Origin of the sequence: Lysobacter sp. CFH 32150 (assembly GCF_022758295.1) — a bacterium.
Taxonomy (GTDB): Bacteria; Pseudomonadota; Gammaproteobacteria; order Xanthomonadales; family Xanthomonadaceae; genus CFH-32150.
Genome location: NZ_JALDWJ010000011.1, coordinates 1 through 23,034, shown reverse-complemented (window position 1 = coordinate 23,034; position 23,034 = coordinate 1). Strand labels below are relative to the sequence as shown.

The 23,034-nt window shown below is 64.0% G+C and carries 35 protein-coding genes and 1 pseudogene; 4 read left to right on the top strand and 32 right to left on the bottom strand.

Translation table 11 applies throughout. The annotated features are described in order from the left end of the window. Window positions 1-23: 23 nt before the first annotated feature. Window positions 24-386, top strand: a complete 363-nt coding sequence (locus tag MO486_RS15080) for an OsmC family protein (protein WP_242909651.1) — start codon at window positions 24-26, stop codon at window positions 384-386. Between the two features lie 41 nt (window positions 387-427). On the opposite strand, the gene MO486_RS15075 is transcribed toward MO486_RS15080, so the two are convergent. Beyond that, entirely contained in the window at window positions 428-922 is a 495-nt protein-coding gene (locus MO486_RS15075; protein ID WP_242909649.1) for a peptidylprolyl isomerase, read from the bottom strand. A 185-nt stretch (window positions 923-1,107) separates the two neighbouring features. Between MO486_RS15075 and typA the strand changes: the two genes are divergently transcribed. From typA to MO486_RS15060, 3 genes are all read left to right on the top strand, one after another. Next, the gene (gene typA / locus MO486_RS15070; RefSeq protein WP_242909646.1) at window positions 1,108-2,937 is read left to right on the top strand and encodes a translational GTPase TypA; all 1,830 of its coding nucleotides are present in this window, start codon (window positions 1,108-1,110) and stop codon (window positions 2,935-2,937) included. 16 nt (window positions 2,938-2,953) lie between these two features. Beyond that, window positions 2,954-3,436, top strand: a complete 483-nt coding sequence (locus MO486_RS15065; protein WP_242909643.1) for a DUF2127 domain-containing protein — start codon at window positions 2,954-2,956, stop codon at window positions 3,434-3,436. 80 nt (window positions 3,437-3,516) lie between these two features. Next, the gene (locus tag MO486_RS15060; RefSeq protein WP_242909641.1) at window positions 3,517-5,148 is read left to right on the top strand and encodes an amidase; all 1,632 of its coding nucleotides are present in this window, start codon (window positions 3,517-3,519) and stop codon (window positions 5,146-5,148) included. Here the strand turns inward: MO486_RS15060 and MO486_RS15055 are convergent, their stop codons facing one another. The 31 genes and pseudogenes from MO486_RS15055 to tuf all read right to left on the bottom strand — a co-directional run. After that, window positions 5,149-6,183, bottom strand: a complete 1,035-nt coding sequence (locus MO486_RS15055; protein ID WP_242909639.1) for a hypothetical protein — start codon at window positions 6,181-6,183, stop codon at window positions 5,149-5,151. It abuts the gene before it with no gap. Between the two features lie 68 nt (window positions 6,184-6,251). Then, window positions 6,252-7,646 (bottom strand): 3-deoxy-7-phosphoheptulonate synthase class II, encoded by a 1,395-nt coding sequence (locus MO486_RS15050; RefSeq protein ID WP_242909637.1) that lies wholly within the window; start codon window positions 7,644-7,646, stop codon window positions 6,252-6,254. Window positions 7,647-7,745: 99 nt separating this feature from the next. Next, window positions 7,746-8,258 (bottom strand): disulfide bond formation protein B, encoded by a 513-nt coding sequence (locus MO486_RS15045; RefSeq protein WP_242909635.1) that lies wholly within the window; start codon window positions 8,256-8,258, stop codon window positions 7,746-7,748. A 127-nt stretch (window positions 8,259-8,385) separates the two neighbouring features. After that, a complete protein-coding gene (rplQ, locus tag MO486_RS15040; RefSeq protein ID WP_242909633.1) occupies window positions 8,386-8,769 on the bottom strand; it encodes a 50S ribosomal protein L17 in 384 nt (127 codons plus the stop codon). Between the two features lie 182 nt (window positions 8,770-8,951). Continuing rightward, window positions 8,952-9,950 carry a DNA-directed RNA polymerase subunit alpha gene (rpoA, locus tag MO486_RS15035; protein WP_242909630.1) on the bottom strand — a complete coding sequence of 333 codons (999 nt, stop codon included), beginning with the start codon at window positions 9,948-9,950 and terminating at the stop codon, window positions 8,952-8,954. Between the two features lie 55 nt (window positions 9,951-10,005). Then, on the bottom strand, window positions 10,006-10,635 hold the full coding sequence (gene rpsD, locus MO486_RS15030) for a 30S ribosomal protein S4 (protein ID WP_242909625.1): 630 nt from the start codon (window positions 10,633-10,635) through the stop codon (window positions 10,006-10,008). Between the two features lie 15 nt (window positions 10,636-10,650). After that, a complete protein-coding gene (gene rpsK, locus MO486_RS15025; RefSeq protein ID WP_137266174.1) occupies window positions 10,651-11,046 on the bottom strand; it encodes a 30S ribosomal protein S11 in 396 nt (131 codons plus the stop codon). 12 nt (window positions 11,047-11,058) lie between these two features. Continuing rightward, window positions 11,059-11,415, bottom strand: a complete 357-nt coding sequence (gene rpsM, locus MO486_RS15020) for a 30S ribosomal protein S13 (RefSeq protein WP_242909596.1) — start codon at window positions 11,413-11,415, stop codon at window positions 11,059-11,061. A gap of 268 nt (window positions 11,416-11,683) precedes the next feature. Next, window positions 11,684-13,036, bottom strand: coding sequence for a preprotein translocase subunit SecY (gene secY / locus MO486_RS15015; RefSeq protein ID WP_242909594.1), 1,353 nt, complete (start codon window positions 13,034-13,036; stop codon window positions 11,684-11,686). 6 nt (window positions 13,037-13,042) lie between these two features. Beyond that, a complete protein-coding gene (gene rplO / locus MO486_RS15010) occupies window positions 13,043-13,489 on the bottom strand; it encodes a 50S ribosomal protein L15 (protein ID WP_242909591.1) in 447 nt (148 codons plus the stop codon). Window positions 13,490-13,492: 3 nt separating this feature from the next. Then, complete coding sequence (gene rpmD / locus MO486_RS15005; protein ID WP_242909589.1) at window positions 13,493-13,690, bottom strand: 50S ribosomal protein L30; 198 nt, start codon at window positions 13,688-13,690, stop codon at window positions 13,493-13,495. Beyond that, window positions 13,683-14,225, bottom strand: a complete 543-nt coding sequence (gene rpsE / locus MO486_RS15000) for a 30S ribosomal protein S5 (protein WP_242909587.1) — start codon at window positions 14,223-14,225, stop codon at window positions 13,683-13,685. The genes rpmD and rpsE overlap by 8 nt, the downstream gene beginning before the upstream one ends. Before the next feature lie 235 nt (window positions 14,226-14,460). Continuing rightward, window positions 14,461-14,820: a 50S ribosomal protein L18 gene (rplR, locus tag MO486_RS14995; RefSeq protein WP_242909585.1), complete on the bottom strand. Its 360-nt coding sequence runs from the start codon at window positions 14,818-14,820 to the stop codon at window positions 14,461-14,463. A 46-nt stretch (window positions 14,821-14,866) separates the two neighbouring features. Then, a complete protein-coding gene (gene rplF, locus MO486_RS14990) occupies window positions 14,867-15,394 on the bottom strand; it encodes a 50S ribosomal protein L6 (RefSeq protein WP_242909583.1) in 528 nt (175 codons plus the stop codon). 13 nt (window positions 15,395-15,407) lie between these two features. Beyond that, window positions 15,408-15,803, bottom strand: a complete 396-nt coding sequence (rpsH, locus tag MO486_RS14985) for a 30S ribosomal protein S8 (RefSeq protein WP_242909581.1) — start codon at window positions 15,801-15,803, stop codon at window positions 15,408-15,410. A gap of 87 nt (window positions 15,804-15,890) precedes the next feature. Continuing rightward, complete coding sequence (rpsN, locus tag MO486_RS14980) at window positions 15,891-16,196, bottom strand: 30S ribosomal protein S14 (protein WP_242909572.1); 306 nt, start codon at window positions 16,194-16,196, stop codon at window positions 15,891-15,893. Between the two features lie 10 nt (window positions 16,197-16,206). Continuing rightward, on the bottom strand, window positions 16,207-16,749 hold the full coding sequence (gene rplE / locus MO486_RS14975) for a 50S ribosomal protein L5 (protein WP_242909570.1): 543 nt from the start codon (window positions 16,747-16,749) through the stop codon (window positions 16,207-16,209). Between the two features lie 11 nt (window positions 16,750-16,760). Further along, entirely contained in the window at window positions 16,761-17,075 is a 315-nt protein-coding gene (rplX, locus tag MO486_RS14970; RefSeq protein WP_242909568.1) for a 50S ribosomal protein L24, read from the bottom strand. Window positions 17,076-17,090: 15 nt separating this feature from the next. Further along, the gene (gene rplN, locus MO486_RS14965; RefSeq protein WP_036167737.1) at window positions 17,091-17,459 is read right to left on the bottom strand and encodes a 50S ribosomal protein L14; all 369 of its coding nucleotides are present in this window, start codon (window positions 17,457-17,459) and stop codon (window positions 17,091-17,093) included. Window positions 17,460-17,471: 12 nt separating this feature from the next. After that, on the bottom strand, window positions 17,472-17,738 hold the full coding sequence (rpsQ, locus tag MO486_RS14960; RefSeq protein ID WP_242909566.1) for a 30S ribosomal protein S17: 267 nt from the start codon (window positions 17,736-17,738) through the stop codon (window positions 17,472-17,474). Between the two features lie 11 nt (window positions 17,739-17,749). Continuing rightward, complete coding sequence (gene rpmC, locus MO486_RS14955; protein WP_242909564.1) at window positions 17,750-17,935, bottom strand: 50S ribosomal protein L29; 186 nt, start codon at window positions 17,933-17,935, stop codon at window positions 17,750-17,752. Further along, window positions 17,935-18,348: a 50S ribosomal protein L16 gene (rplP, locus tag MO486_RS14950; RefSeq protein ID WP_242909562.1), complete on the bottom strand. Its 414-nt coding sequence runs from the start codon at window positions 18,346-18,348 to the stop codon at window positions 17,935-17,937. The genes rpmC and rplP overlap by 1 nt, the downstream gene beginning before the upstream one ends. Before the next feature lie 2 nt (window positions 18,349-18,350). Then, window positions 18,351-19,085: a 30S ribosomal protein S3 gene (rpsC, locus tag MO486_RS14945; RefSeq protein WP_242909556.1), complete on the bottom strand. Its 735-nt coding sequence runs from the start codon at window positions 19,083-19,085 to the stop codon at window positions 18,351-18,353. A gap of 12 nt (window positions 19,086-19,097) precedes the next feature. Continuing rightward, entirely contained in the window at window positions 19,098-19,433 is a 336-nt protein-coding gene (gene rplV, locus MO486_RS14940) for a 50S ribosomal protein L22 (protein WP_242909550.1), read from the bottom strand. Window positions 19,434-19,443: 10 nt separating this feature from the next. Further along, on the bottom strand, window positions 19,444-19,713 hold the full coding sequence (rpsS, locus tag MO486_RS14935; protein ID WP_242909544.1) for a 30S ribosomal protein S19: 270 nt from the start codon (window positions 19,711-19,713) through the stop codon (window positions 19,444-19,446). Between the two features lie 6 nt (window positions 19,714-19,719). After that, the gene (gene rplB / locus MO486_RS14930; protein ID WP_242909542.1) at window positions 19,720-20,547 is read right to left on the bottom strand and encodes a 50S ribosomal protein L2; all 828 of its coding nucleotides are present in this window, start codon (window positions 20,545-20,547) and stop codon (window positions 19,720-19,722) included. An 11-nt stretch (window positions 20,548-20,558) separates the two neighbouring features. Beyond that, on the bottom strand, window positions 20,559-20,858 hold the full coding sequence (rplW, locus tag MO486_RS14925; RefSeq protein WP_242909539.1) for a 50S ribosomal protein L23: 300 nt from the start codon (window positions 20,856-20,858) through the stop codon (window positions 20,559-20,561). Beyond that, window positions 20,855-21,460 carry a 50S ribosomal protein L4 gene (gene rplD, locus MO486_RS14920; protein WP_242909537.1) on the bottom strand — a complete coding sequence of 202 codons (606 nt, stop codon included), beginning with the start codon at window positions 21,458-21,460 and terminating at the stop codon, window positions 20,855-20,857. The genes rplW and rplD overlap by 4 nt, the downstream gene beginning before the upstream one ends. 2 nt (window positions 21,461-21,462) lie before the next feature. Continuing rightward, window positions 21,463-22,119, bottom strand: coding sequence for a 50S ribosomal protein L3 (rplC, locus tag MO486_RS14915; protein ID WP_242909528.1), 657 nt, complete (start codon window positions 22,117-22,119; stop codon window positions 21,463-21,465). A gap of 11 nt (window positions 22,120-22,130) precedes the next feature. Beyond that, entirely contained in the window at window positions 22,131-22,442 is a 312-nt protein-coding gene (gene rpsJ, locus MO486_RS14910; protein ID WP_140908250.1) for a 30S ribosomal protein S10, read from the bottom strand. A 465-nt stretch (window positions 22,443-22,907) separates the two neighbouring features. Next, window positions 22,908-23,034, bottom strand: a pseudogene (tuf, locus tag MO486_RS14905) (elongation factor Tu); the annotation flags it as partial.

The window sequence follows — 23,034 nt, the reverse complement described above, 5'->3', positions numbered from 1 at the left end:
GCAACACGCGTTCAACGCACGCGGTGAACGTCACAACCGCCGGCACATCGCAAACGATCGACATCCCGGCCAAGGGTTCCGGACCTGGCTCAGCGGTCAATGGCGGGGAATTGCTGATGCTGGCGCTGGCCACTTGCTACTGCAACGATCTCCATCGCGAGGCCGCGAGGCTCGAAATCCCCATCGACGAAATCGATGTCGTGGCACAGGGCGAGTTCGCCGCGATTGGCCTCGGGGCGACGAACATCACCTACCAGGCGCGGGTGTCTTCATCGGCGGAGGCATCGCGCATCGCCGAACTCCTGCGCCAGACCGACGCAGTGGCCGAAGTCCACAACACGCTGCGTGCCGGCGCGCCGGTATTGCTCCAGCCCTGGAGCGAATGACGGCCCGCCGCTGCACCGGGACGGGCCGCCAACCGGTCTGTTTACGCCGCGAGGAACTTGTTCCACTCGGCGACGCGATCCGCCTTCGCAGCCAACACGGCGTCGGCATCGCCTTCGATCTTCACCGAATTGATCTTGTCGCCCTGCTTTACCGCATCGACCACGTCGAGGCCTTCGACGACCTTGCCGAACACGGTGTGCTTGCCGTCCAGCCACGGGGTGGCGACGTGGGTGATGAAGAACTGGCTGCCGTTGGTATTTGGGCCGGCGTTGGCCATCGACAACACGCCACGCTGGTGGCCAAGGCCGTTGTTGGCCTCGTCCTCGAAGCGGTAGCCGGGGCCGCCGCGACCGGAGCCTTCCGGGCAGCCGCCCTGGATCATGAAGTCGGGGATCACGCGGTGGAAATTGAGGCCGTCGTAGAAGCCGCGCTTGGTCAGGTTGACGAAGTTGGCGACGGTCAGCGGCGCCTTGTCGGCAGCCAGTTCGACGCGGATCGTGCCGCGGTCGGTATCGAAAATGGCGGTCAGGCTCATGGGAGGCTCCTTAAATGCGTTCAGGGAGGAAGCTCAGGCCGCCCGCCGGCGACGTGAACGAAGCAACCAAGGATAGCGCAGCCGGCCCGCCGAACCGGCATTGGTCACCGGCACCGGCTATACTTGCCGGCTTCCTTCACTGCCCCCGCGCCCAGCCTCTCGCGAGCACCCGGCGCCCTCCCCGTATGTCCATCGAACGCCTGCGCAATATCGCCATCGTCGCCCACGTCGACCACGGCAAGACCACCCTCGTCGACTGCCTGCTCAAGCAGTCGGGCACGTTCTCCGAGCGCACGGTCTTGGCCGAGCGCGTGATGGACAGCAACGACCAGGAAAAGGAACGTGGCATCACGATCCTCTCTAAGAACACCGCCATCACCTGGCAGGGCAACCGCATCAACATCGTCGACACCCCGGGCCACGCCGACTTCGGTGGCGAGGTCGAGCGCGTGCTGTCGATGGTCGACTCGGTACTGATCCTGGTTGATGCGATGGACGGCCCGATGCCGCAGACCCGCTTCGTGACCCAGAAGGCGTTCGCGATGGGCTTCAAGCCGATCGTCGTGGTCAACAAGATCGACCGCCCGGGCGCGCGTCCGGATTGGGTCATCGACCAGGTGTTCGACCTGTTCGACAAGCTCGGCGCCACCAACGAGCAGCTCGACTTCCCGATCGTCTATGCCTCGGCGCTGCACGGCTACGCCAGCCTGGACGACGCCGCGCGCGACGGCGACATGACCCCGCTGTACGAAGCGATCATGAAGTACGTCCCGGCGCCGACGGTCGATCCGGACGGCCCGTTCCAGATGCGCATCAGCCAGCTGGACTACAACAATTTCGTCGGCCTGATCGGCGTCGGCCGCATCCAGCGCGGCAAGGTCCGCACCAACATGCCGGTCAGCGTCGTCGACCGCCATGGCAAGAAGCGCCAGGGCAAGATCCTGCAGGTGCTCGGCTTCATGGGCCTGGAGCGCGTGGAAGTCGAAGAAGCCGAAGCCGGCGACATCGTCGCCATCTCGGGCGTCGCAGACCTCAGCATCTCCGACACCGTATGCGCACTGGATACCCCGGAAGCGCTGGACGCTCTGACTGTCGACGAACCGACGATCTCGATGACCTTCCAGGTCAACAACTCGCCGTTCGCCGGCAACAAGGACCGCAGCGGCGGCAAGTTCATCACCAGCCGCCAGATCCGCGAGCGCCTGGAGCGTGAAACGCTGCACAACGTCGCGCTGAAGGTTGAGGAAGGCTCGGATCCGGACAAGTTCCTGGTGTCCGGCCGCGGCGAACTGCACCTGTCGGTGCTGATCGAAAACATGCGCCGCGAAGGTTTCGAACTGGCCGTGTCGCGCCCGGAAGTCATCATCAAGGAAATCGACGGCCAGCTGATGGAGCCGGTCGAGCAGCTGGTGGTCGACATCGAAGAAGTGCACCAGGGCGGCGTCATGGAGAAGCTCGGCACCCGCAAGGCCGCGCTGAAGAATATGGAGTCCGACGGCAAGGGTCGCGTGCGTCTGGATTACATGATCCCGGCCCGTGGCCTGATCGGCTTCCAGAACGAATTCCGTACCCTGACCCAGGGTTCCGGGCTGCTGTTCCACGTGTTCGACCATTACGGCCCGAAGGAACAGGGCGCCATTGCCAAGCGCATCAACGGCGTGATGATCGCCAACGCGGCGGGAGTCACTCCGGCCTACTCGCTGGGACCGTTGGAAGAGCGCGGCAGGCTGTTCGCTGCCGAAGGCGACAACGTGTACGAAGGCCAGCTGATCGGCATCCACTCCAAGGACAACGACCTGACGGTCAACGCCATCAAGACCAAGCCGCTGACCAACATGCGCGCCTCGGGCAAGGATGACGCGATCAAGCTGACGCCGGCGATCAAGTACACGCTGGAACAGGCCCTGGATTTCATCGAGGACGATGAGCTGGTCGAAGTCACGCCGAAGGAAATCCGCCTTCGCAAGAAGTTCCTGACCGAAAGCGACCGCAAGCGCGCCTCGCGCGCTGCCTGATCGGATCGGCTGCGGCGTGCGCCCCAGCGATGCCGACCATCCGCACTACAACCCCAACCCGCGGGCCCATCCGGGCCTGCGGGCGATCGCCATCCTTGAGTTGACCAAAGGTCTGCTCGCGCTGCTCGCCGCGAGCGGTTTGGAGCTGATCGGCCCGGTCCCGCTGCGGCGCTGGGTGAATGAGTTGATCGCCACCTTCCAGCTCGACCCCCAACATGGGGCGATGGCATGGCTGGCGCAGGCGATCAGCCCGGGCTCGGTGCACTTTGCTGCAGGCGCGGTGGCTGCATACGCCATCCTGCATCTGATCGAAGCCTGGGGTTTATGGCGCGACAAGGCCTGGGCCTCATGGCTGGGTTGCCTGGCCGCGGCGATCTACCTGCCGGTCGACCTCTATGCGATCTACCACCACCCAGGCTGGATCTCGATCGCTGTGCTCGCGATCAATGTGCTCGTCGTCTGGGTATTGGCACGCGACCTGCTGAAGCGCCGCTGGTAGGACGGTTCGGCGCTTGCCTGCCCCGCGCAGTCGCGCAATGCTGCGCCGTCGCGGAGAGCCGCGGTTTAGGGGACATCACCATGCGTCACGCCTTGCTCGCCGTCGCACTGATCACGCTCTGCGCCTGCGACCGCACTACCGCGCCTGCACCCGGCACGCCGGCCGCTCCGGAATCGACCACCAGCCGCAAGGCCAATGGCTTCGCCTATGCCGAAGCCGATATCACCGGTCTGCAGTCACGGATGGCCCGCGGCGAATTGAGCAGCCATCAACTGACGCAGGCCTACCTCGACCGCATCGCCGCGATCGACAAGGCTGGCCCGATGCTCAATTCGGTGATCGAGTTGAATCCCGATGCGCTCAAGGACGCGGACGCGCGCGACGCCGAACGCAAGGCCGGTCGCGTGCGCAGCCCGTTGCACGGCATTCCGGTGCTGCTCAAGGACAACATCGACGCCACGCCGATGGTGAACTCCGCCGGCTCACTGGCATTGGCCGCAAACAGGCCGAAGCGCGACGCCTTCCTGGTCGCACGCCTGCGCGAAGCCGGTGCGGTGATCCTCGGTAAAACCAATCTCAGCGAATGGGCGAACTTCCGTTCGACGCGTTCGACCTCGGGGTGGAGCGGACGTGGCGGGCAAACGAAGAATCCCTACGTGCTCGACCGCAATCCTTGCGGCTCCAGTTCCGGTACCGGCACCGCCATCGCCGCCGACCTCGCCACCGTCGGCATCGGCACCGAAACCGACGGCAGCATCATCTGCCCTGCTTCCGTCGCTGGCCTGGTCGGGTTGAAACCCACCGTTGGCCTGGTCAGTCGCGACGGAATCATCCCGATCTCGAGCAGCCAGGACACCGCTGGCCCGATGACGCGCAGCGTCGCCGATGCCGCGGTGCTGCTGGCGGCGATCGCCGGTCGCGACGACGCCGATGCGGTCACCAGCAGCAGCGTCGGCCGTGCAGTGTTCGACTATCCGATGCACCTGAAGGCCGATGGCCTCAAGGGCGCGCGCATCGGCGTGTTGCGCAAGAGCATGGGCTTCCATCCCGATGTCGATGCCGCGATGGAGAAAGCGATCGTTGCGATGAAGGCCGCGGGCGCGACCGTGGTCGATGCGGAGATCGCCACTGCCGGGCAATGGGACGCGCCTGAACTCGAAGTGCTGCTGTACGAGTTCAAGGCCGGCCTGGAACGCTACCTCGCGAGCCATGACGCACCCGTCCGCACGCTTGCGCAGTTGATCGCCTGGAACAAGTTGCATGCAAAAGAAGAAATGCCGTACTTCGCGCAGGAGCTGTTCGAAAAAGCGGAAGCCAAGGGCCCGCTCGGCGACCCCGCCTATCTCGACGCACGCAGCCTGTCGCGCAGACTCGCCGGCGAACAGGGCATCGATGCGACGTTGCAAGCGCAGCAGCTCGACGCCCTTATCGCACCGTCGATGTCGCCGGCGTGGCTGACGGATCCGGTGCTGGGCGATCACTTCGTCGGCGCAGGTTATGGCGCTGCTGCAGTTGCGGGTTACCCGAGCCTGAGCGTGCCGATGGGCGACAGCCATGGGACGCCGCTGGGGATCGTGTTCATGGGGCCGGCATGGAGTGAACCGCGCTTGATCGAGCTTGGTTACGCCTTTGAGCAGCTGACCAAGTCGCGCAAGCCGCCGCAGTTCCTGCCGACGCTGGAACTCGCGGTGCCCGTCGCGCAAGCGAAGTAATCAGTCGCTGACCCTATCGGGGGGATCAGCAATCTCGATGCGGGCAATCCGGCCCGCATCGCCGCTGGCCCAGCCGATGTTGCCTACAAGGTCGATGGCGTCGTAGCCGATGTCGGAAACCCGGTTCCAGCTCGCGACATTCCATGCGTCGACCCCGGCTGGTCCGACGGCGATACAAAAGAACGTCTTGTCGCCCATGCATGCAGCACCGGAACGAAAACCGCGTGGATCGATCCTGCGGAACACAGATCCGCGCTTGTTGCCGGCGTTCCATCCAGCTGCGTTGCCCGGGGCTTGTTCTGCCTTGTAATCCCCACCCACGACGAATGCGTCGCTGCCGACCGGCGCCACCGAAAACACACCTGCCTCGGCTTTACGTCGCCCCATGCTGCTATCGAACGATTGCCACTGTGCAGACCCGTCGCGGAGAACGTGCAGGCGCGAGGCACTCCCTCCACTTCCGATGACAACTGCATCACCCGTTCGGGCCAGGCACGTACCACTCGCGGCGAATGCAGCCTCGCCCTCCTCCGCTTTCGGCCCATCCGCCAACAGCTCCCATTCCCGCCCGCCGTTTTTCGTGGCGTAGACCTGGAAACGCGATTCGACCGGATCGCCCAGCATCCACCCACGCTCGCCCTCGAACGCCATGCAGTCGAAGAACGCGCGCGGATCGCGGTTCTGCAGCGTCAGCTGCCAGGTCCCGCCACCATCCTCGGTGCGATAGACACGCGACGCCTCGCCCGGGCCGATGCTCAAAACCACCGCGGTCATCGCATCGAAGCCTTCGACATCGCGGAAATCGAGCCCACCGGCATCGGGCACTTTGATGACCTGCCAATGCGTGCCGCCATCGACGGTGCGCAGCACTGTGCCCTCGCGACCACTCGCCCAGGCGACGTCCGCACTCACCGCCGAAATTCCGCGCAGCCGCACCTTGACCCCGCTGTCCTGCGGCGTGATACGGACTTCAGCAGACGCTGCGCCTGCGATGGCGAGCATCGCGGCAGCGAGAAAGAGACGAGTCATCGACATGGCGCGTTCCGGACTGGACCGCGCCGGAGCCTAGCACGCCTGCAACGCCGATCTATCGCAACGCCGACTCAGGCCGGCGTCGCGATCTGCGATTGCTTGCGCACGATGAGCATCGCGATCTCCAGCGCCTGCTCGTAGTTGAGGCGCGGGTCGACGGTGGAAAGGTAGGCTCGTTCGAGATCGCTCTCGGTCAGTTCGCGCGCGCCGCCGAGGCACTCGGTGACATCCTCGCCCGTCAGCTCCAGGTGCACGCCACCGAGGCGCGTGCCGGCCGCGGCGTGCAGGTCGAACGCCTGCTCGAGTTCGCTGCGGATGTTGCGGAAACGGCGCGTCTTGTAACCGTTGCTGGTGCTTTCGGTGTTGCCGTGCATCGGATCGCAGATCCACAGCACGCGCCGGCCTTCCCGCTTCACCGCGTCGAGCAATGACGGCAACTTGTCGGCGATGCCGGTCGCGCTCATGCGGTGGATCAGGGTGAGGCGACCGGGTTCGTCGTCGGGATTGAGCACGTCGATCACGCGCAACAGCTGGTCCGGCGTCACCGACGGGCCGACCTTCAGCCCGATCGGGTTGCGGATGCCGCGGAAGTATTCGACGTGCGCGCCGTCCAACTGCGCGGTGCGCATGCCGATCCACGGGAAATGCGTGCTGAGGTTGAACCAACCCCACTGCCGCGGAACTTCGCGGGTCTGCCCTTCCTCGTATGGCAGCAGCAGTGCTTCGTGCGAGGTGTAAAAGTCGACGCGGTTGAGGTTGTGCACTTCGCTGCCGGACAAGGTCTCCATGAAGCGCACGGCATCGCCGATGCCTTCGACCATGTGCCGGTATTCGTCGGCCAATGGCGAGTGGCCGACCCAGCTGAGGTTCCAGTATTCGGGATGGTGCAGGTCGGCGAAACCGCCATCGATCAACGAACGCACGAAATTCATCGTCATCGCCGACCGTGCGTGCGCCTTGATCATCCGGCGCGGATCCGGCGTGCGTGCTTCGACCGTGAACTCCGGTCCGTTGACGATGTCGCCGCGATAGCTCGGCAGGGTCACGTCGCCCTTGGTTTCGGTGTCGGCCGAACGCGGCTTGGCGTACTGGCCGGCGAAGCGGCCGATGCGCACCACCGGCAAGCGCAAGCCATGCACCAGCACCAGGCTCATCTGCAGCAGCACCTTGAGCCGGTTCGAGATCACTTCCGACGTGCAACCATCGAACGTCTCCGCGCAATCACCGCCCTGCAGGATGAAACGCTTGCCTTCCTGCGCATCGGCGATCTGCTTCTTCAGCGCGAGGATTTCCCACGAAGTCACCAGCGGCGGCAGCGCATGCAGTTCCTGCAACGTCGACTCGAGTGCGGCCGCGTCCGGATAAGTCGGCAACTGCAGCGCAGTGCGCTGGCGCCAACTGGCGGGAGCCCATTCGGCGGGAAGATTCACGGCGCGGAGGTGGTCGGGACTGGGAGAGCTGGACATGAGACTGCTCGGAACGGACTTGTTGCACTGCGGAAAGCCATCATCCGCCTGAAAAGCCCGCCCCGCAACGGTTGCAGCGGCAACCGTGATTCACGCCATTCAGCGCTGACGGAACGCTGTGTAGCCCGCCCACAACGCCAGCGCGCAGAACCACAACAGACTCCACTCCGGCATCGACAAGCCCAGCAGATACCAGTCGACCTTGGCGCATTCGCCAGAGCCGGTCAGTACTTTGCGGATCACGTCGGTGAATGGATTGGCTTCCATCATGAATTCGAGTGGCGGCCCGCATGACGGCACCTGGTCGGCAGGCAAATACGTCAGCCAGACATGGCGACCAGCGATTCCGATGCCGGCCGCGGCGGCGATCAACGCCAACACGCCATAGGCGCGCCGTCCCCCAACACCGCGCGGCGCATGCAGGCCGCCGATCAAAAACACGACCGCAAGTACTGCAAACGCGATGCGCTGGAAAATGCATAGCGGACACGGGTTCAGCGGATTCACGTCGCGGTACTGCGTGTAGTACGCAAAACCGATCATGGCCGCGCAGAGTGCGAAGCCAAGCAGGAACTGGGCGCGGAATGGCCATCGAAAAGGATTGAGGTTCATGGCCAGAAGATAGATCGCGCGACGCACATTGGGAAGTGCGTACTGGGCGAATGCCGCACAAACAAAAACCCCGACACGTGGCCGGGGTTTCGTTAGCTGCTTGCTCGTTGACTGCTGGCGCTGCCGATTACTCGGCGTCGACTGCCTCGACGTCCGGGCGATCGACCAGCTCGACGTACGCCATCGGTGCGTTGTCGCCGGCGCGGAAGCCGCACTTGAGGATGCGCAGGTAGCCGCCCGGGCGAGCGGCATAACGCGGGCCGAGCTTGGTGAACAGCGTGCCGACGGCTTCCTTGTCGCGCAGGCGCGCGAAGGCGAGGCGGCGATTGGCGACGCCATCAACCTTGGCCAGCGTGATGAGCGGCTCCGCGACGCGGCGCAGCTCTTTCGCCTTCGGCAACGTGGTGCGGATCAGTTCGTGTTTGATCAGCGATGCGGCCATGTTCTCGAACATCGCCTGGCGATGCGAGCTGGTGCGGCTGAATTTGCGTCCGGATTTCTGGTGGCGCATGGCTTGGATTCCTGATGAATGTTTTTACTGTTGGATTTCGCTGTCGCCATCCTGGCGTTGGAACATCGGACTGCGGTTGGCCCTTGCCGACCCTCCCTGGGCGGCGTGCCGCAGGCCTTGGGGCCTGTCGGCATCGTGTTGCCTTGCATCGATCCCGCATTGGCAGGATCGACTTTGTTTCGTCAGCCCATCATCCCGTGCGAGGCGATGCCCGCCGGCGGCCAGTTTTCGAGCTTCATGCCGAGCGACAGGCCGCGCTGTGCCAGCACTTCCTTAATCTCGGTGAGCGACTTCTTGCCGAGGTTCGGCGTCTTCAGCAACTCGACTTCGGTCTTCTGGATCAGATCGCCGATGTAATAGATGCTCTCGGCCTTGAGGCAGTTGGCAGAACGCACGGTCAGCTCGAGGTCGTCGATCGGGCGCAGCAGCACCGGATCCACGCCGCTGGCAGCCGGCTTCGCCGCACCGCGGTCGCGGTGGGTGAAATCGCCGAACACCGACAGCTGGTCGCTGAGGATGTCGGCGGCGGTGCGCACGGCTTCCTCCGCGTCGATCGTGCCATTGGTTTCGATATCGAGCACAAGCTTGTCGAGGTCGGTGCGCTGTTCGACGCGCGCGGCTTCCACGGCGTAGGCAACGCGGCGGACCGGCGAGAACGAGGCATCCAGCATCAGGCGACCGATCGCGCGGGTTTCTTCATCCGGACGACGACGCGCAGCGGCCGGCTGGTAGCCGAAACCACGCTCGATCTTCAGACGCATGTTGAGCGCGGTGTCCTTGGTCAGGTGCGCGATCACGTGCTCCGGATTCAGGATCTCGACGTTGTGGTCGGTCTTGATGTCGCCGGCGGTGACCACGCCCGGGCCCTGCTTGGACAGGCTCAAGGTAGAGGCATCACCGGTGTGCATGCGGATGGCGACGTCCTTGAGGTTCAACAGCACCTCGAGCACGTCTTCCTGCAGGCCTTCGACCGTGGTGTACTCGTGGAGTACACCGTCGATCTCGACTTCCGTGATCGCGAAGCCGGGGATCGAGGACAGCAGCACGCGACGCAGCGCATTGCCGAGGGTGTGGCCGTAGCCACGCTCCAGCGGCTCGATCACGACCTTCGCGCGGTTGTCGGCGAGGCGTTCGATCTGAGGACCGCGCGGGCGCAGTACTTGGTTGGCGGTAACCGTCATTTCGTGGTGTCTCCCTGCGAACCTCCACGGGGGCGGAGGTTCAAGAACAAATGGATTACTTCGAGTACAACTCGACGATCAGGGCTTCGTTGATGTCGGCCGGCAGATCAGCGCGATCCGGCACGGCCTTGAAGACGCCTGCGAACTTCTTCGAGTCGACTTCGACCCACGACGGCGACAGGTCCATCTGCGAGGAGACGTTCAACGACTCCTGCACACGGAGCTGCTTCTGCGCGCGCTCGGACAGCGCGATCGCATCGCCCGCCTTCACGGCGTAGGACGGCAGGTTGACCGGCTTGCCGTTGACGGTGACGCCACGGTGCGAGACCAGCTGGCGCGCCGCCGGACGGGTGACCGCGAAGCCCATGCGGTAGACGACGTTGTCGAGACGCGTCTCCAGGAGCTGCAGTAGGTTCTCGCCGGTGTTGCCCTTCTTGGTCGAAGCCTTCTTGTAGTAATTGCGGAACTGACGCTCCAGCAGGCCGTAGATGCGCTTGACCTTCTGCTTTTCACGCAGCTGGGTGGCGTAGTCGGACAGCTTGCCCTTGCGGGCAGTGGCGCCGTGCTGGCCGGGCTTCTGCTCCAGCTTGCACTTCGAATCGAGCGCGCGCGCCGGCGACTTGAGCGACAGGTCGGCGCCTTCGCGGCGGGCGAGCTTACAGGTGGGACCGATATAACGAGCCATTGTTCGTCAGCTCCCTTAGACGCGACGCTTCTTCGGCGGACGGCATCCGTTGTGCGGGATGGGCGTCACGTCGATGATGTTGATGATCTTGTAGCCGACGTTGTTCAACGAACGCACGGCCGACTCGCGTCCCGGGCCTGGGCCCTTGATGCGCACTTCCAGCGACTTCACGCCGTAATCCAGCGCGGCGCGGCCCGCCTTCTCGGCGGCGACCTGCGCGGCGAACGGGGTCGACTTGCGCGAACCGCGGAAACCCGCTCCGCCCGAAGTCGCCCACGAGAGCGCGTTGCCCTGGCGGTCGGTGATGGTGACGATGGTGTTGTTGAACGAAGCGTGGACGTGGGCGATGCCGTCGGTGACGACTCGCTTGATCTTCTTCTTCGTTTTTGCGGCAGCTGCCGGCTTGGCCATGATGTGGGTTCCTTACTTCTTGATGGCCTTGCGCGGGCCTTTACGGGTGCGCGCATTGGTGCGCGTCCGCTGGCCGCGCAGCGGCAAGCCGCGACGGTGACGCAGGCCGCGATAGCAGGCCAGGTCCATGAGGCGCTTGATGGCGATGCCGACTTCACGGCGGAGGTCGCCCTCAACCACGAACTTGCCGACTTCAGCGCGCAGGCGCTCGACTTCCGGCTCGGACAGGTCACGAATCTTGGTGGACAGCTTGACGCCGGCCGTTTCGCAGACCTTTTTCGAACGGGTACGGCCGATGCCGTAAATACTTTGCAACCCGACCCAGACGTGCTTCTGGGCAGGCAGGTTGACGCCAGCGATACGCGCCATAACGCGATTCTCCAAACTGTTTGGCGGCCGGAGGATCAGTCCGGCGGAGTGAACTCGAAATTCTAGCAGGGTCTCGGGTTACTTAGAAGCCCCGGACGCCGAAACGTCCGAAACCACGGCATGGGGAGTGTGCCCATGCTCCGGCGACGGGACCTGGCTGGCGGAGGCCCGGATCGGACCTGCCGCCGCCCCGCGCTACTCCGGCGCGGGAACTGGCCTGGACCCACTCGCGCGCGAGACCGCCGCGCGAGCCGCCCTTCTTGTCGGCTTAGCGGGAAAGACCCCGCGAACCGCCCTTCAGATTTGCCTTCTTCAACAGGCTTTCGTACTGGTGCGACATCAGGTGCGCCTGGATCTGCGCAATGAAGTCCATCACCACCACGACCACGATCAGCAGCGAGGTGCCGCCGAAATAGAACGAAGTACCCAGCTCGGTCTGCATGAATGTCGGCAGCAGACAGACCAGCACCAAGTAGGCAGCGCCGGCCGCGGTCAATCGCGTCAGCACGCCGTCGATGTAATCGGCGGTGGCCTTGCCCGGACGGATGCCCGGGATCAGCGCGCCCGACTTCTTCAGGTTGTCGGCGGTTTCCTGCGAATTGAACACCAGCGCGGTGTAGAAGAACGCAAAACCAATAATCAACCCGGCGAACAAAATCATGTACAGCGGCTCGCCCGGCGACAGTGCCTGCGCGGCCTTCTGCAGCCAGTTGGCCGAACTCCCCTGGCCGAACCAGGTCGAGGCCGTCGCCGGGAACATGATCAGGCTCGATGCGAAGATCGGCGGGATCACGCCCGACATGTTGAGCTTGAGCGGCAGGAACGAGGTCTGGTTCATGTACGCGCTGCGACCGCCCTGGCGACGCGCGTAGTTGACCGTGACCCGGCGCTGGCCGCGCTCGACAAACACCACGAAGAAGGTGAATGCGATCACGATCAGCAGGATGGCGATCACCGTCAGCGGGCTCATGTCGCCATTGCGCGCCTGTTCCAGCGTGCTCAGGACCGCGCCCGGGAGACCGGCGACGATGCCGGCGAAGATGATCAGCGACACACCGTTGCCGATGCCGCGCTCGGTCACCTGCTCGCCCAGCCACATCAGGAACATGGTGCCGGCGGTCAGCGCAACCACTGCGGTCAGGACGAAGCCCGGACCGGGGTTATAGACGACCGGGATTCCGTTCTGCGCACCCGAACCCTGCAGCGCGATCGCGATGCCGGCGGCCTGGAAGATCGCCAGCCCGACCGCGCCCATGCGCGAGTACTGGGTGATCTTGCGGCGACCGGACTCGCCTTCCTTCGACATCGCTTTCCAGCTCGGCAGGATCTGCGTCATCAACTGGACGATGATCGACGCCGAGATGTAAGGCACAACGTTGAGCGCGAACAGGCTGAAGCGCGAGAGTGCACCACCGGAGAACATGTTGAACATGTCGACGATGGTGCCTTCCTGCGACTGCATCAGCTGCAGCATCGCCTCCGGGTTCACGCCCGGCACCGGGATGAAGCAGCCGATGCGATAGACGATCAGCGCACCGAGCACGAACATCAGGCGCTGACGGAGCTCGGTAAACTTGCCGAGTCCGCCACCCAGATTGCCAGCGTTGCCGCCTCGCGCCATGCGTCGTTACTCCGCTGCTGCGACGAGTTGGCCACCAGCTGCTTCGATCGCAGTCTTGGCACCAGCGGTGGCCAGCAAGCCCTTCAGCACGAACTTCTTGGTCAGCTCGCCCTTCTTCACGATCTTGGCCTGCTTGGTGTTCGGCGGAACGAGCTTGGCGGCCTTCAGGGCGGCCAGATCGATCTCACCGGCTTCCAGCTTGTCCAGTGCGTACAGCAGCACTTCGGCCGTGTCCTTGAGCAGCTTCGAACGGAAGCCGATCTTCGGCAGGCGACGCTGCATCGGCATCTGGCCGCCTTCGAAGCCGGCCTTGATCTTGCCCTTGCCGCTACGCGCGAACGAACCCTTGTGGCCGCGGCCGGCGGTCTTGCCGAGGCCGGAACCGATACCACGACCGACGCGCTTGCGCTCCTGGCGGGCGCCGTCGGCGGGCTTGAGTGTATTGAGCTTCATGGATTACTCCTCGACTTTGACGAGGTAATGCAGCTGGTTGATCAGGCCGCGGACCTGCGGGCTGTCCTTCAGTTCACGCACGGAGTTGAGCTTGTTCAGGCCGAGCGCCTTCACCGACAGGCGGTGACGCGACTGCGTGCCGCGCAGGCCCTTGACCAGGCGCACCTTGACGGTGCCGCCAGTGGTTTCTTTCTTAGCCATGGTGCAGGTCCTCCACCTTCTTGCCGCGCTTGGCCGCGATCTTGGCCGGCGAATGCATCTCGCTCAGGCCCTTCAGCGTGGCGCGGACCAGGTTGATCGGATTGCGTGAACCGGTGGCCTTGGCCAACACGTTCTTGACGCCGACCGCTTCCAGCACGGCGCGCATCGCGCCGCCGGCGATCACGCCGGTACCTTCGGACGCCGGCTGCATGTACACATGCGCCGCGCCGTGGCCGGACTTGACCGCGTGCCACAAGGTGCCGCCGTTCAGATCGACATTGGCCATCTTCTTGCGTGCGTATTCCATCGACTTCTGGATCGCGACCGGCACTTCGCGCGCCTTGCCGTAGCCAAAGCCGACCTTGCCGGCGCCGTCGCCCACCACCGTCAGTGCGGTGAAGGTGAATTGACGACCGCCCTTGACGGTTTTGCTCACGCGGTTGACCGCGATGAGCTTCTCGATCATCCCGTCATCCATTTCTTCGCGGTTGCGATCGCGATCGCGGCCCCGCGGTGCCCGTTGTTCTTCAGCCATTTGTCTATCTCGGTGGTTAAGGAATTTGCGGCTTGGCCGCTTAGAGTTGTGGTGTGTTTCGGATGCTTCACGGGAATGGCAATCCATCCACGCGCCCGATGCAGCCCACATCGGCAGGTAAAACTGCATGAGGCCGAGACCTCCTGCATTCAACTCCCCCGGCGTTATCCCGCCCAACGGGCGGGATCAACGGCGGGAGTTATCCGGCGGCGCAAACCGCACGGATAACGCGTACTTAGAACTGCAGGCCGCCTTCGCGGGCAGCGTCGGCGAGCACCTTGATGCGGCCGTGGTAGCGGTAGCCCGAGCGGTCGAACGCGACCTTCTCGACGCCCGCAGCCTTGGCCTTCTCGGCGATGGCGCGACCGACCTTGGCGGCGGCTTCGCTGTTCTTGCCGTTCTTCAGGCCTTCCTTGACGTCGGCCTGCACGGTGGAAGCCGCAGCCAACACCTTGGAACCGTCGGCGCTGAACAGCTGCGCGTACAGATGCTGGCCGGTGCGGAGCACGGTCAGGCGCGGCACACCGAGGTTGCGGATGTGTGCACGGGTCGACTTGGCGCGACGCAGGCGGGCAATGTTTTTGTCGATGCTCATGTTCTGATCTCCGAAAGCTGAAAGCGCAGTGAGTTCCTTTTCAGGATCACGCCTTCTTGGCTTCCTTGCGGATGATGACTTCGCCGGCGTACTTCACGCCCTTGCCCTTGTAGGGCTCCGGCGGACGGAAACCGCGAATCTTGGCGGCGACTTCACCGACGCGCTGCTTGTCCGAACCGGACACGAGGATCTCGGTCTGGGTCGGGGTCGCGATGGTGATGCCTTCCGGGGTCTTGAACAGCACCGGGTGCGAGAACCCGAGCGACAGGTTCAGGTCCTTGCCCTGCATCGCGGCACGGTAACCGACGCCGACCAGCTCGAGCTTGCGCTCGAAACCTTCGGAGACGCCCTTCACCATGTTGGCGAGGATGGCGCGCAAGGTGCCGGTCAGCGGGACCAGTTCGGCATTCTCGGTCGAGAACACGGCGTGGCCGTCTTCGACCTTCAGCTCGATACCGGCCGGCTTGGCGATCGACAGGGTGCCCTTCGGGCCCTTGGCGCTGATGCTGTCTGCCTGGATGTTCAGTTCGACGCCCTTGGCGAGGGCGACTGGCTTCTTGGCTACGCGGGACATGTCGGGTTCTCCCTTAAGCCACGATGCACAGGACTTCACCGCCGACGCCCTGCTGGCGCGCCTGCGTGTCGGTCATGATGCCCTTCGAGGTGGAAATGATCGCGATGCCGAGGCCGCCGAGGACCTTCGGGATCGCATCCTTGCCGCGGTACTGACGGAGACCCGAGCGCGAGACGCGCTGCAGCTTCTCGATCACCGGCTTGCCTTCGAAATACTTCAGCACGAGCTCGAGCTCGGCCTTGGCGCCGTTCGGGGTCACGCGCGCGTCGGCGATGTAGCCTTCGTCCTGGAGGACCTTGGCGATCGCCACTTTGATCTTCGACGACGGCATCTTCACCGTCGGCTTGCCAACCGCGGCCGCATTCTTGATGCGGACCAGCATGTCGGCGATGGGATCAGTCATGCTCATTGAGTAATACCTTTGAGTGCACCGATATCCGCGGGATTGCGAATTTCGAATTGACCGGCGCAGTCGCCTGCGCCGGATGGAACTTGATTACCAGCTCGCCTTGCGCAGGCCCGGCACGTCGCCGCGCATGGTCGCTTCGCGCAGCTTGTTGCGGCCGAGGCCGAACTTCGCGTACACGCCGCGCGAGCGGCCGGTCAGGACGCAGCGGTTGCGCTGGCGCGCCGGCGACGAGTCGCGCGGCAGCTTCTGCAGCTTGACCACGGCTTCCATCTTTTCTTCGTAGGAAGCGGTCTGGCTGGAGATGATCTTCTTCAGCGCGTCGCGCTTGGCGCCGTGCTGCTTCACCAGCTTGGTCCGCTTAACCTCGCGGTTCACCATTGAGGTCTTGGCCATGTGTCGAGACTCAGTTGCGGAACGGGAAACGGAAGGCTTCAAGCAGGGCCTTGGCCTCTGCGTCGGTCTTCGCGGTGGTGGTGATGGCGATGTCCATGCCGCGCATGGCGTCGACCTGGTCGAAATCGATCTCCGGGAAGATGATCTGTTCCTTCACGCCCATGTTGTAGTTGCCGCGACCGTCGAACGAACGACCCGACACGCCGCGGAAGTCACGCACGCGCGGCAGCGAGATGTTGATCAGGCGATCGAAGAACTCGTACATCTTGGCGCGGCGCAGCGTCACCTTGGCGCCGATCGGCCAACCATCGCGGATCTTGAACGAGGCCACGGACACGCGGCTCTTGGTCACGATCGGCTTCTGGCCGGCGATCTTGGTCATGTCGGCAACGGCATTTTCCAGGATCTTCTTGTTGGTGGCGGCTTCGCCCACGCCCATGTTCAGCGTGATCTTGACGAGGCGCGGCACTTCCATCGGATTCTTGTAGCCGAACTTCGCAGTCAGCGCCGGAACCACTTCTTTCTTGTAGAACTCTTCGAGCCGGGTGGTCATTTCAGCATTCCTCAGGCGTCAATCGCCTCACCGCTGGAGCGGAACACGCGCAGTTTGCGTCCATCCTCCAGCACCTTGATACCGACGCGGTCGCCCTTGCCCGAGGCAGGGTTGAACAGCATCACGTTCGAAACATGGATCGGCGCTTCGCGCTCGATCACGCCGCCCGGCTGTCCGGCCTGCGGATTCGGCTTGGTGTGGCGCTTGATGATGTTGATGTTGGACACGACGACCTTGTCGCCGGCCACACGCACCACATCACCACGCTTGCCCTTGTCCTTGCCGGCGATGACGACGACTTGGTCGCCCTTTTTAATACGATTCATTTCTATGTCCTCCGCTCAGAGCACTTCAGGCGCGAGCGAGACGATCTTCATGAACTTCTCGGAACGCAGCTCGCGGGTCACTGGCCCGAAGATGCGGGTGCCGATCGGCTCATGCTTGTTGTTGAGCAGCACAGCGGCGTTGCCGTCGAAGCGGATCAGCGAACCGTCGGCGCGGCGCACACCCTTGCGGGTGCGGACCACGACGGCGTCGTAGACGTCGCCCTTCTTGACCTTGCCACGCGGGATCGCGTCCTTGACGGTCACCTTGATGATGTCGCCGATGTGCGCGTAACGGCGCTTGGAACCGCCGAGCACCTTGATGCACATCAGTTCCTTGGCGCCCGAGTTGTCGGCGGCGTCGAGATAGCTCTGCATCTGGATCATGGCTGTCTCTCCTTACTCGGCCGCGCGGGTGAGGATTTCCACCACCCGCCAGTTCTTGGTCTTGGACATCGGCGCGCACTCGGCCACGCGCACGACGTCGCCTTCGTTGCAGGCGTTGTCGGCGTCATGGGCGTGGAGCTTGGTCGAGCGACGGATGTACTTGCCGTACAGCGCGTGCTTGACCTGGCGCTCGACGAGCACGGTGACGGTCTTGTCCATCTTGTTGCTGACGACACGGCCTTCGACCGTGTGCAGCTTCTTGGTTGTGTTGTCGGTCATGGCGGCCTTCCTTACTTCTTCGCGCCGAGCAGCATGTTGACGCGAGCGATCTCGCGGCGCACACGGCGGGCCTCGTGGGTCTTGGCGAGCTGGCCGGTCGCTTTCTGCATGCGGAGCGCGAATTGCTCCTTCTGCAGGTCGACCAGGTGATTCTTCAGCTCGTCCGCCGACTTCTGACGTAGTTGCTTGAGTTCCATCAGCGCACCGTCCGGGTCACGAAAGTGGTGGTCACCGACAGCTTGGCCGCGGCCAGGCGGAACGCCTCGCGTGCGACGTCTTCGCTGACGCCCTCGATCTCGTAGATCATCCGGCCGGGCTGGATCTGCGCGACCCAGAACTCGACGTTGCCCTTACCGGAGCCCATGCGGACTTCGATCGGCTTCTTGGTGATCGGCTTGTCGGGGAACACGCGGATCCACATCTTGCCGCCGCGTTTGACGTAGCGGCTGATGGAACGACGCGCGGCCTCGATCTGGCGTGCGGTCAGCTGACCGAACGCGGTCGACTTCAGGCCGAACTCGCCGAAGCTCACAGCGTTGCCGCTCCAAGCCAGGCTGTCGTTACGGCCCTTGTGCATCTTGCGATATTTGGTTCGCTTGGGTTGCAACATGATTAGTCCCTCGCCTCACGTGGGGGACGGGGCGGACGCGGACGGTCGCCGCGATCACCACGATCGCTACGCGGCGTGTCGTCCTGCTTTTCCTGGCCGACCTGGCTGAAATCGAAGATCTCGCCTTTGTAGACCCACACTTTGATGCCGATGATGCCGTAGGTGGTCTTCGCCTCGGCAAAGCCGTAGTCGATGTCGGCGCGCAGCGTATGCAGCGGCACGCGACCTTCGCGGTACCACTCCGAACGCGCGATTTCCGCACCGTTCAAGCGGCCGGCGACGTTGACCTTGATGCCCAGCGCGCCGAGGCGCATCGAGTTGCCGACCGCACGCTTCATCGCGCGGCGGAACATGATGCGGCGCTCGAGCTGCTGCGCGATCGATTCGGCGACCAGCTGCGCGTCGAGTTCCGGCTTGCGGACTTCGGTGACGTTGATGTGCGCCGGGACGCCCATCAGGTCGCTGACTTCCTTACGCAGCTTCTCGATGTCCTCGCCGCGCTTGCCGATCACCACGCCCGGACGGGCGGTGTGGATCGTGACGCGTGCGTTGTTGGCCGGACGCTCGATCAGGATCTTGGAGATACCAGCCTGCGCGAGCTTCTTGCGCAGCATCTCGCGGACCTTGAGGTCGGCGGCCAGGTAGTCGGCGAAGTGCTTCTTGCCGGCGTACCACTTGGAGTTCCAGTCCTTGGAGATACCAAGGCGGATACCGGTCGGATGTACTTTATGACCCATAGTCTGTGCGCCTTACTTGCCGGCACCAACAACCACAGTGATGTGGCTGGTGCGCTTGAGGATGCGGGTGCCGCGGCCTTTCGCCCGCGCCATGAAGCGCTTGAGCGACGGACCTTCGTCGACAGTGATGGTCTTGACCTTGAGTTCGTCGACGTCGGCGCCCTGGTTGTTCTCGGCATTGGCGATCGCCGACTCCACGACCTTGCGGATCATGGCGGCGGCTTTCTTGTCCGAGAACTTCAGCAGGTTGACGGCGCGTTCGGCCGACAGCCCACGCACCTGGTCGGCGACCAGGCGGGCTTTCTGGGCGGAGATGCGCGCGCTGCGCAGGATGGCTTTCGCTTCCATGGTCATCTCCTTACTTCCCGGACTTCTTGTCGCCGCCGTGACCCTTGAACGTACGGGTCAGGGCGAACTCGCCGAGCTTGTGGCCAACCATGTTCTCGTTGACCAACACCGGGATGTGGTTCTTGCCGTTGTGGATGGCCAGCGTGAAGCCGACCATTTCCGGCAGGATCATCGAACGACGCGACCAGGTCTTGATCGGCTTCTTGTTGCTACCCGCGGTCTCCACCTTCTTCATCAGGTGGTGGTCGACGAACGGGCCTTTCTTCAGGGAACGTGCCATGGCCGATTAGCTCCTACGATCGCGCACGATGAACTGCGAGGTGCGCTTGTTCTTGCGGGTCTTGTAACCCTTGGTCGGCACGCCCCATGGGGTGACCGGATGCGGATTACCCTGGCCCGCCTTGGCCTCACCACCGCCGTGCGGGTGGTCGACCGGGTTCATGGCCGCGCCGCGGACGGTCGGCTTGACGCCGCGCCAGCGCTGCGCACCGGCCTTGCCGAGCTTCTCGAGGTTGTGCTCGACGTTACCGACTTCACCGATCGTGGCGCGGCACTCGGCCGGCACGCGACGCATTTCGCCGGAACGCAAACGCAGCGTGGCGTAGACGCCTTCGCGGGCGACCAGCTGCACGCCGGCACCGGCGGCACGCGCGATCTGCGCGCCCTTGCCCGGCTTCATCTCGATGCAGTGCACGGTGGCACCGACCGGGATGTTGCGCAGCGGCAGGGTGTTGCCGGTCTTGATCGGAGCGCTGCTACCAGCGATCACCTGATCACCGGCCTTCAGGCCCTTCGGCGCGATGATGTAGCGGCGTTCGCCATCGACGTAGCACAGCAGCGCGATGTGCGCGGTGCGGTTCGGGTCATATTCGATCCGTTCCACGCGCGCCGGAATGCCTTCCTTGTCGCGCTTGAAATCGATGATGCGGTAATGCTGCTTGTGACCACCACCGATATGACGGGTGGTGATGCGACCGTGGTGGTTACGACCGCCGGTCTTGCTCTGCGACTCGACCAATGCAGCGTGCGGCGCACCCTTGTGCAGGTCCGGCGTCACGACGCGGACCGCCGAACGGCGACCGGGCGAGGTGGGTTTGAAAGTCATCAATGCCATGGGTCTAGTCCTCAGGCCTTGGCCATCATCACGTCGATCGACTGGCCTTCGGCCAGCTTCACGTACGCCTTGCGCCAGTCACCGCGACGGCCTTGGCGGAACTTGAAGGACTTGTTCTTGCCCTTGACGTTCAGCACGTTGACCGACTCGACCTTGACGTCGAAGATCTTCTCGACCGCGATCTTGATGTCCGCCTTGGTGGCGTCCTTCGCGACTTCGAAGACGTATTGGTTGGAAACTTCCTGCAGGCGCGCGGTCTTTTCAGACACGCGCGGCGCACGGATCACTTCATAGAGCTTGGCGGTGTTCATGCCAGCCACTCCTCGATCTTCTTGACCGCATCGGACGTCATCACGACCGTGTCGGCGCCGACCAGGGCGACCGGATCGAGACCCTGCACGTCACGCACTTCGACGTACGGCAGGTTGCGCGCGGACAGGTACAGGGACTCGGACGCCTCTTCGGTGACGATCAGCGGACGCCGACCGACTTCGAGGCCCTTGAGCTTGGCGATCAAACCCTTGGTCTTCGGCGCGTCGATGTCGAACGACTCGACGACCAGGATGCGGCCCTGGCGGTTGAGCTCCGACAGGATCGCGGCCATCGCGGCGCGGTACATCTTGCGATTGACCTTCTGCGCGAAGCTGCGCGGCTTGGCCGCGAAGGTCACGCCGCCGCCGACAAAGATCGGAGCCGTCAGCGCGCCGTGACGCGCACCGCCGCCCTTCTGCTTCTTCGACTTCTTGGTCGTGCCGTTGACTTCCGAACGCGTCTTCTGCGCCTTGGTGCCGGCGCGACCCGCGTTGCGGTAGGCAACGACGACCTGGTGGACCAGGTCTTCACTGAACTCGCGACCGAACACGGCGTCGGAAACCGACACGGTGTTCTTGCTGTTGTTGATGGCAAGTTCCATCGTCAAACTCCCTTGCTCGTCGGACGCACGATCACGTCGCCGCCCGGAGCGCCCGGCACGGCACCGCGCACGGCGATCAGGCCGCGCTCGGCGTCGACCTTGACCACGCGCAGGTTCTGCGTCGTCTGCTGCTCGGAACCCATGTGGCCGGACATCTTCTTGCCCGGGAACACGCGACCCGGCGTCTGGCGCTGGCCGATCGAACCCGGCGAGCGATGCGACAGCGAGTTACCGTGGGTGGCGTCGCCCATGCGGAAGTTCCAGCGCTTGATCGTGCCCTGGAAGCCCTTGCCCTTGGTGATGCCCTGGACGTCGACGATCTGTCCGACTTCGAAGATGTCGGCCTTGATTTCGCCGCCCACCTGGAAGTCGCCGATCTTGTCGTCGGCCACGCGGAGTTCCCACAGGCCGCGGCCGGCTTCGACCTTGGCCTTGGCGAGGTGTCCCGCTTCCGGCTTGGTAACCAGCACGGCGCGCTTGGTGCCGACGGCGACCTGCACGGCGCTGTAGCCATCGGTGGCGACCGTCTTCACCTGGGTGATGCGGTTCGGGGTGGCTTCGATCAGGGTCACTGGGATGGACTTGCCGTCCTCGGTGAACACCCGACTCATGCCGGCCTTGCGGCCGACGATGCCCAACGAATATTTCTTCGCGGTCATGGTGGCGGGCCTCAGGTCAACTTGATTTGCACGTCGACGCCAGCCGCGAGCTCGAGCTTCATCAGCGCGTCCACGGTCTTGTCGTTGGGGTCGACGATGTCGAGCACGCGCTTGTGCGTGCGGGTTTCGTACTGGTCGCGCGCGTCTTTGTCGACGTGCGGCGAGGTCAGAACGGTGTAACGCTCGATCTTGGTCGGCAGCGGGATCGGGCCGCGCACTTGCGCGCCGGTCCGCTTGGCCGTCTCAACGATCTCGCTGGCCGAACGGTCGATCAGGCGATGATCGAACGCTTTGAGCCGAATCCGGATCTTTTGGTCCGCCATGACGGAATTCCTCGTTAAAAAGAGCGACGGGCCGGCCTCTGGGTGTGCCGAACCCCTTGGAACCACTTTCTGGGACTTCTGCCGGGGCTACACCCGCGCCCGGACATCCTTCAAAAATCAAGGCAGACCGGTTGCCCGGCCCGCCCAGACTGAGAAACTGCAAACGCGCCGAAAGGCCCCGCCAAAGGTGCTCCGAAGATTTTCGGAACGGACGAGGCCCTGCCGCGCGACATCTCCCTGTCTGGCGAATACGAGGCGCGTCCTGCACCTCTTTTCGCTGGTTCCCGCGACCCAACCAGAAGGCTTGGCCGCAAGGGTCTTGCATTCTATAGGGTCCGGACTGCCCTTGGCAACCCGGCAACCCCACTTTCTTTTGACCTCTCCGGCGTTATCCGGCCGCTAGGCCGGATGAACGACGGAAGTTAGTGCTGCGCGCGAAGCGCGCGGCAATAACAGCGCTAGCAATTACTTGAGGATCTTGGCGACGACGCCCGCGCCGACGGTCCGGCCGCCTTCGCGGATCGCGAAGCGCAGGCCATCGTCCATCGCCACCGGGTTGATCAGGTCCACCACCATCTTGATGTTGTCGCCC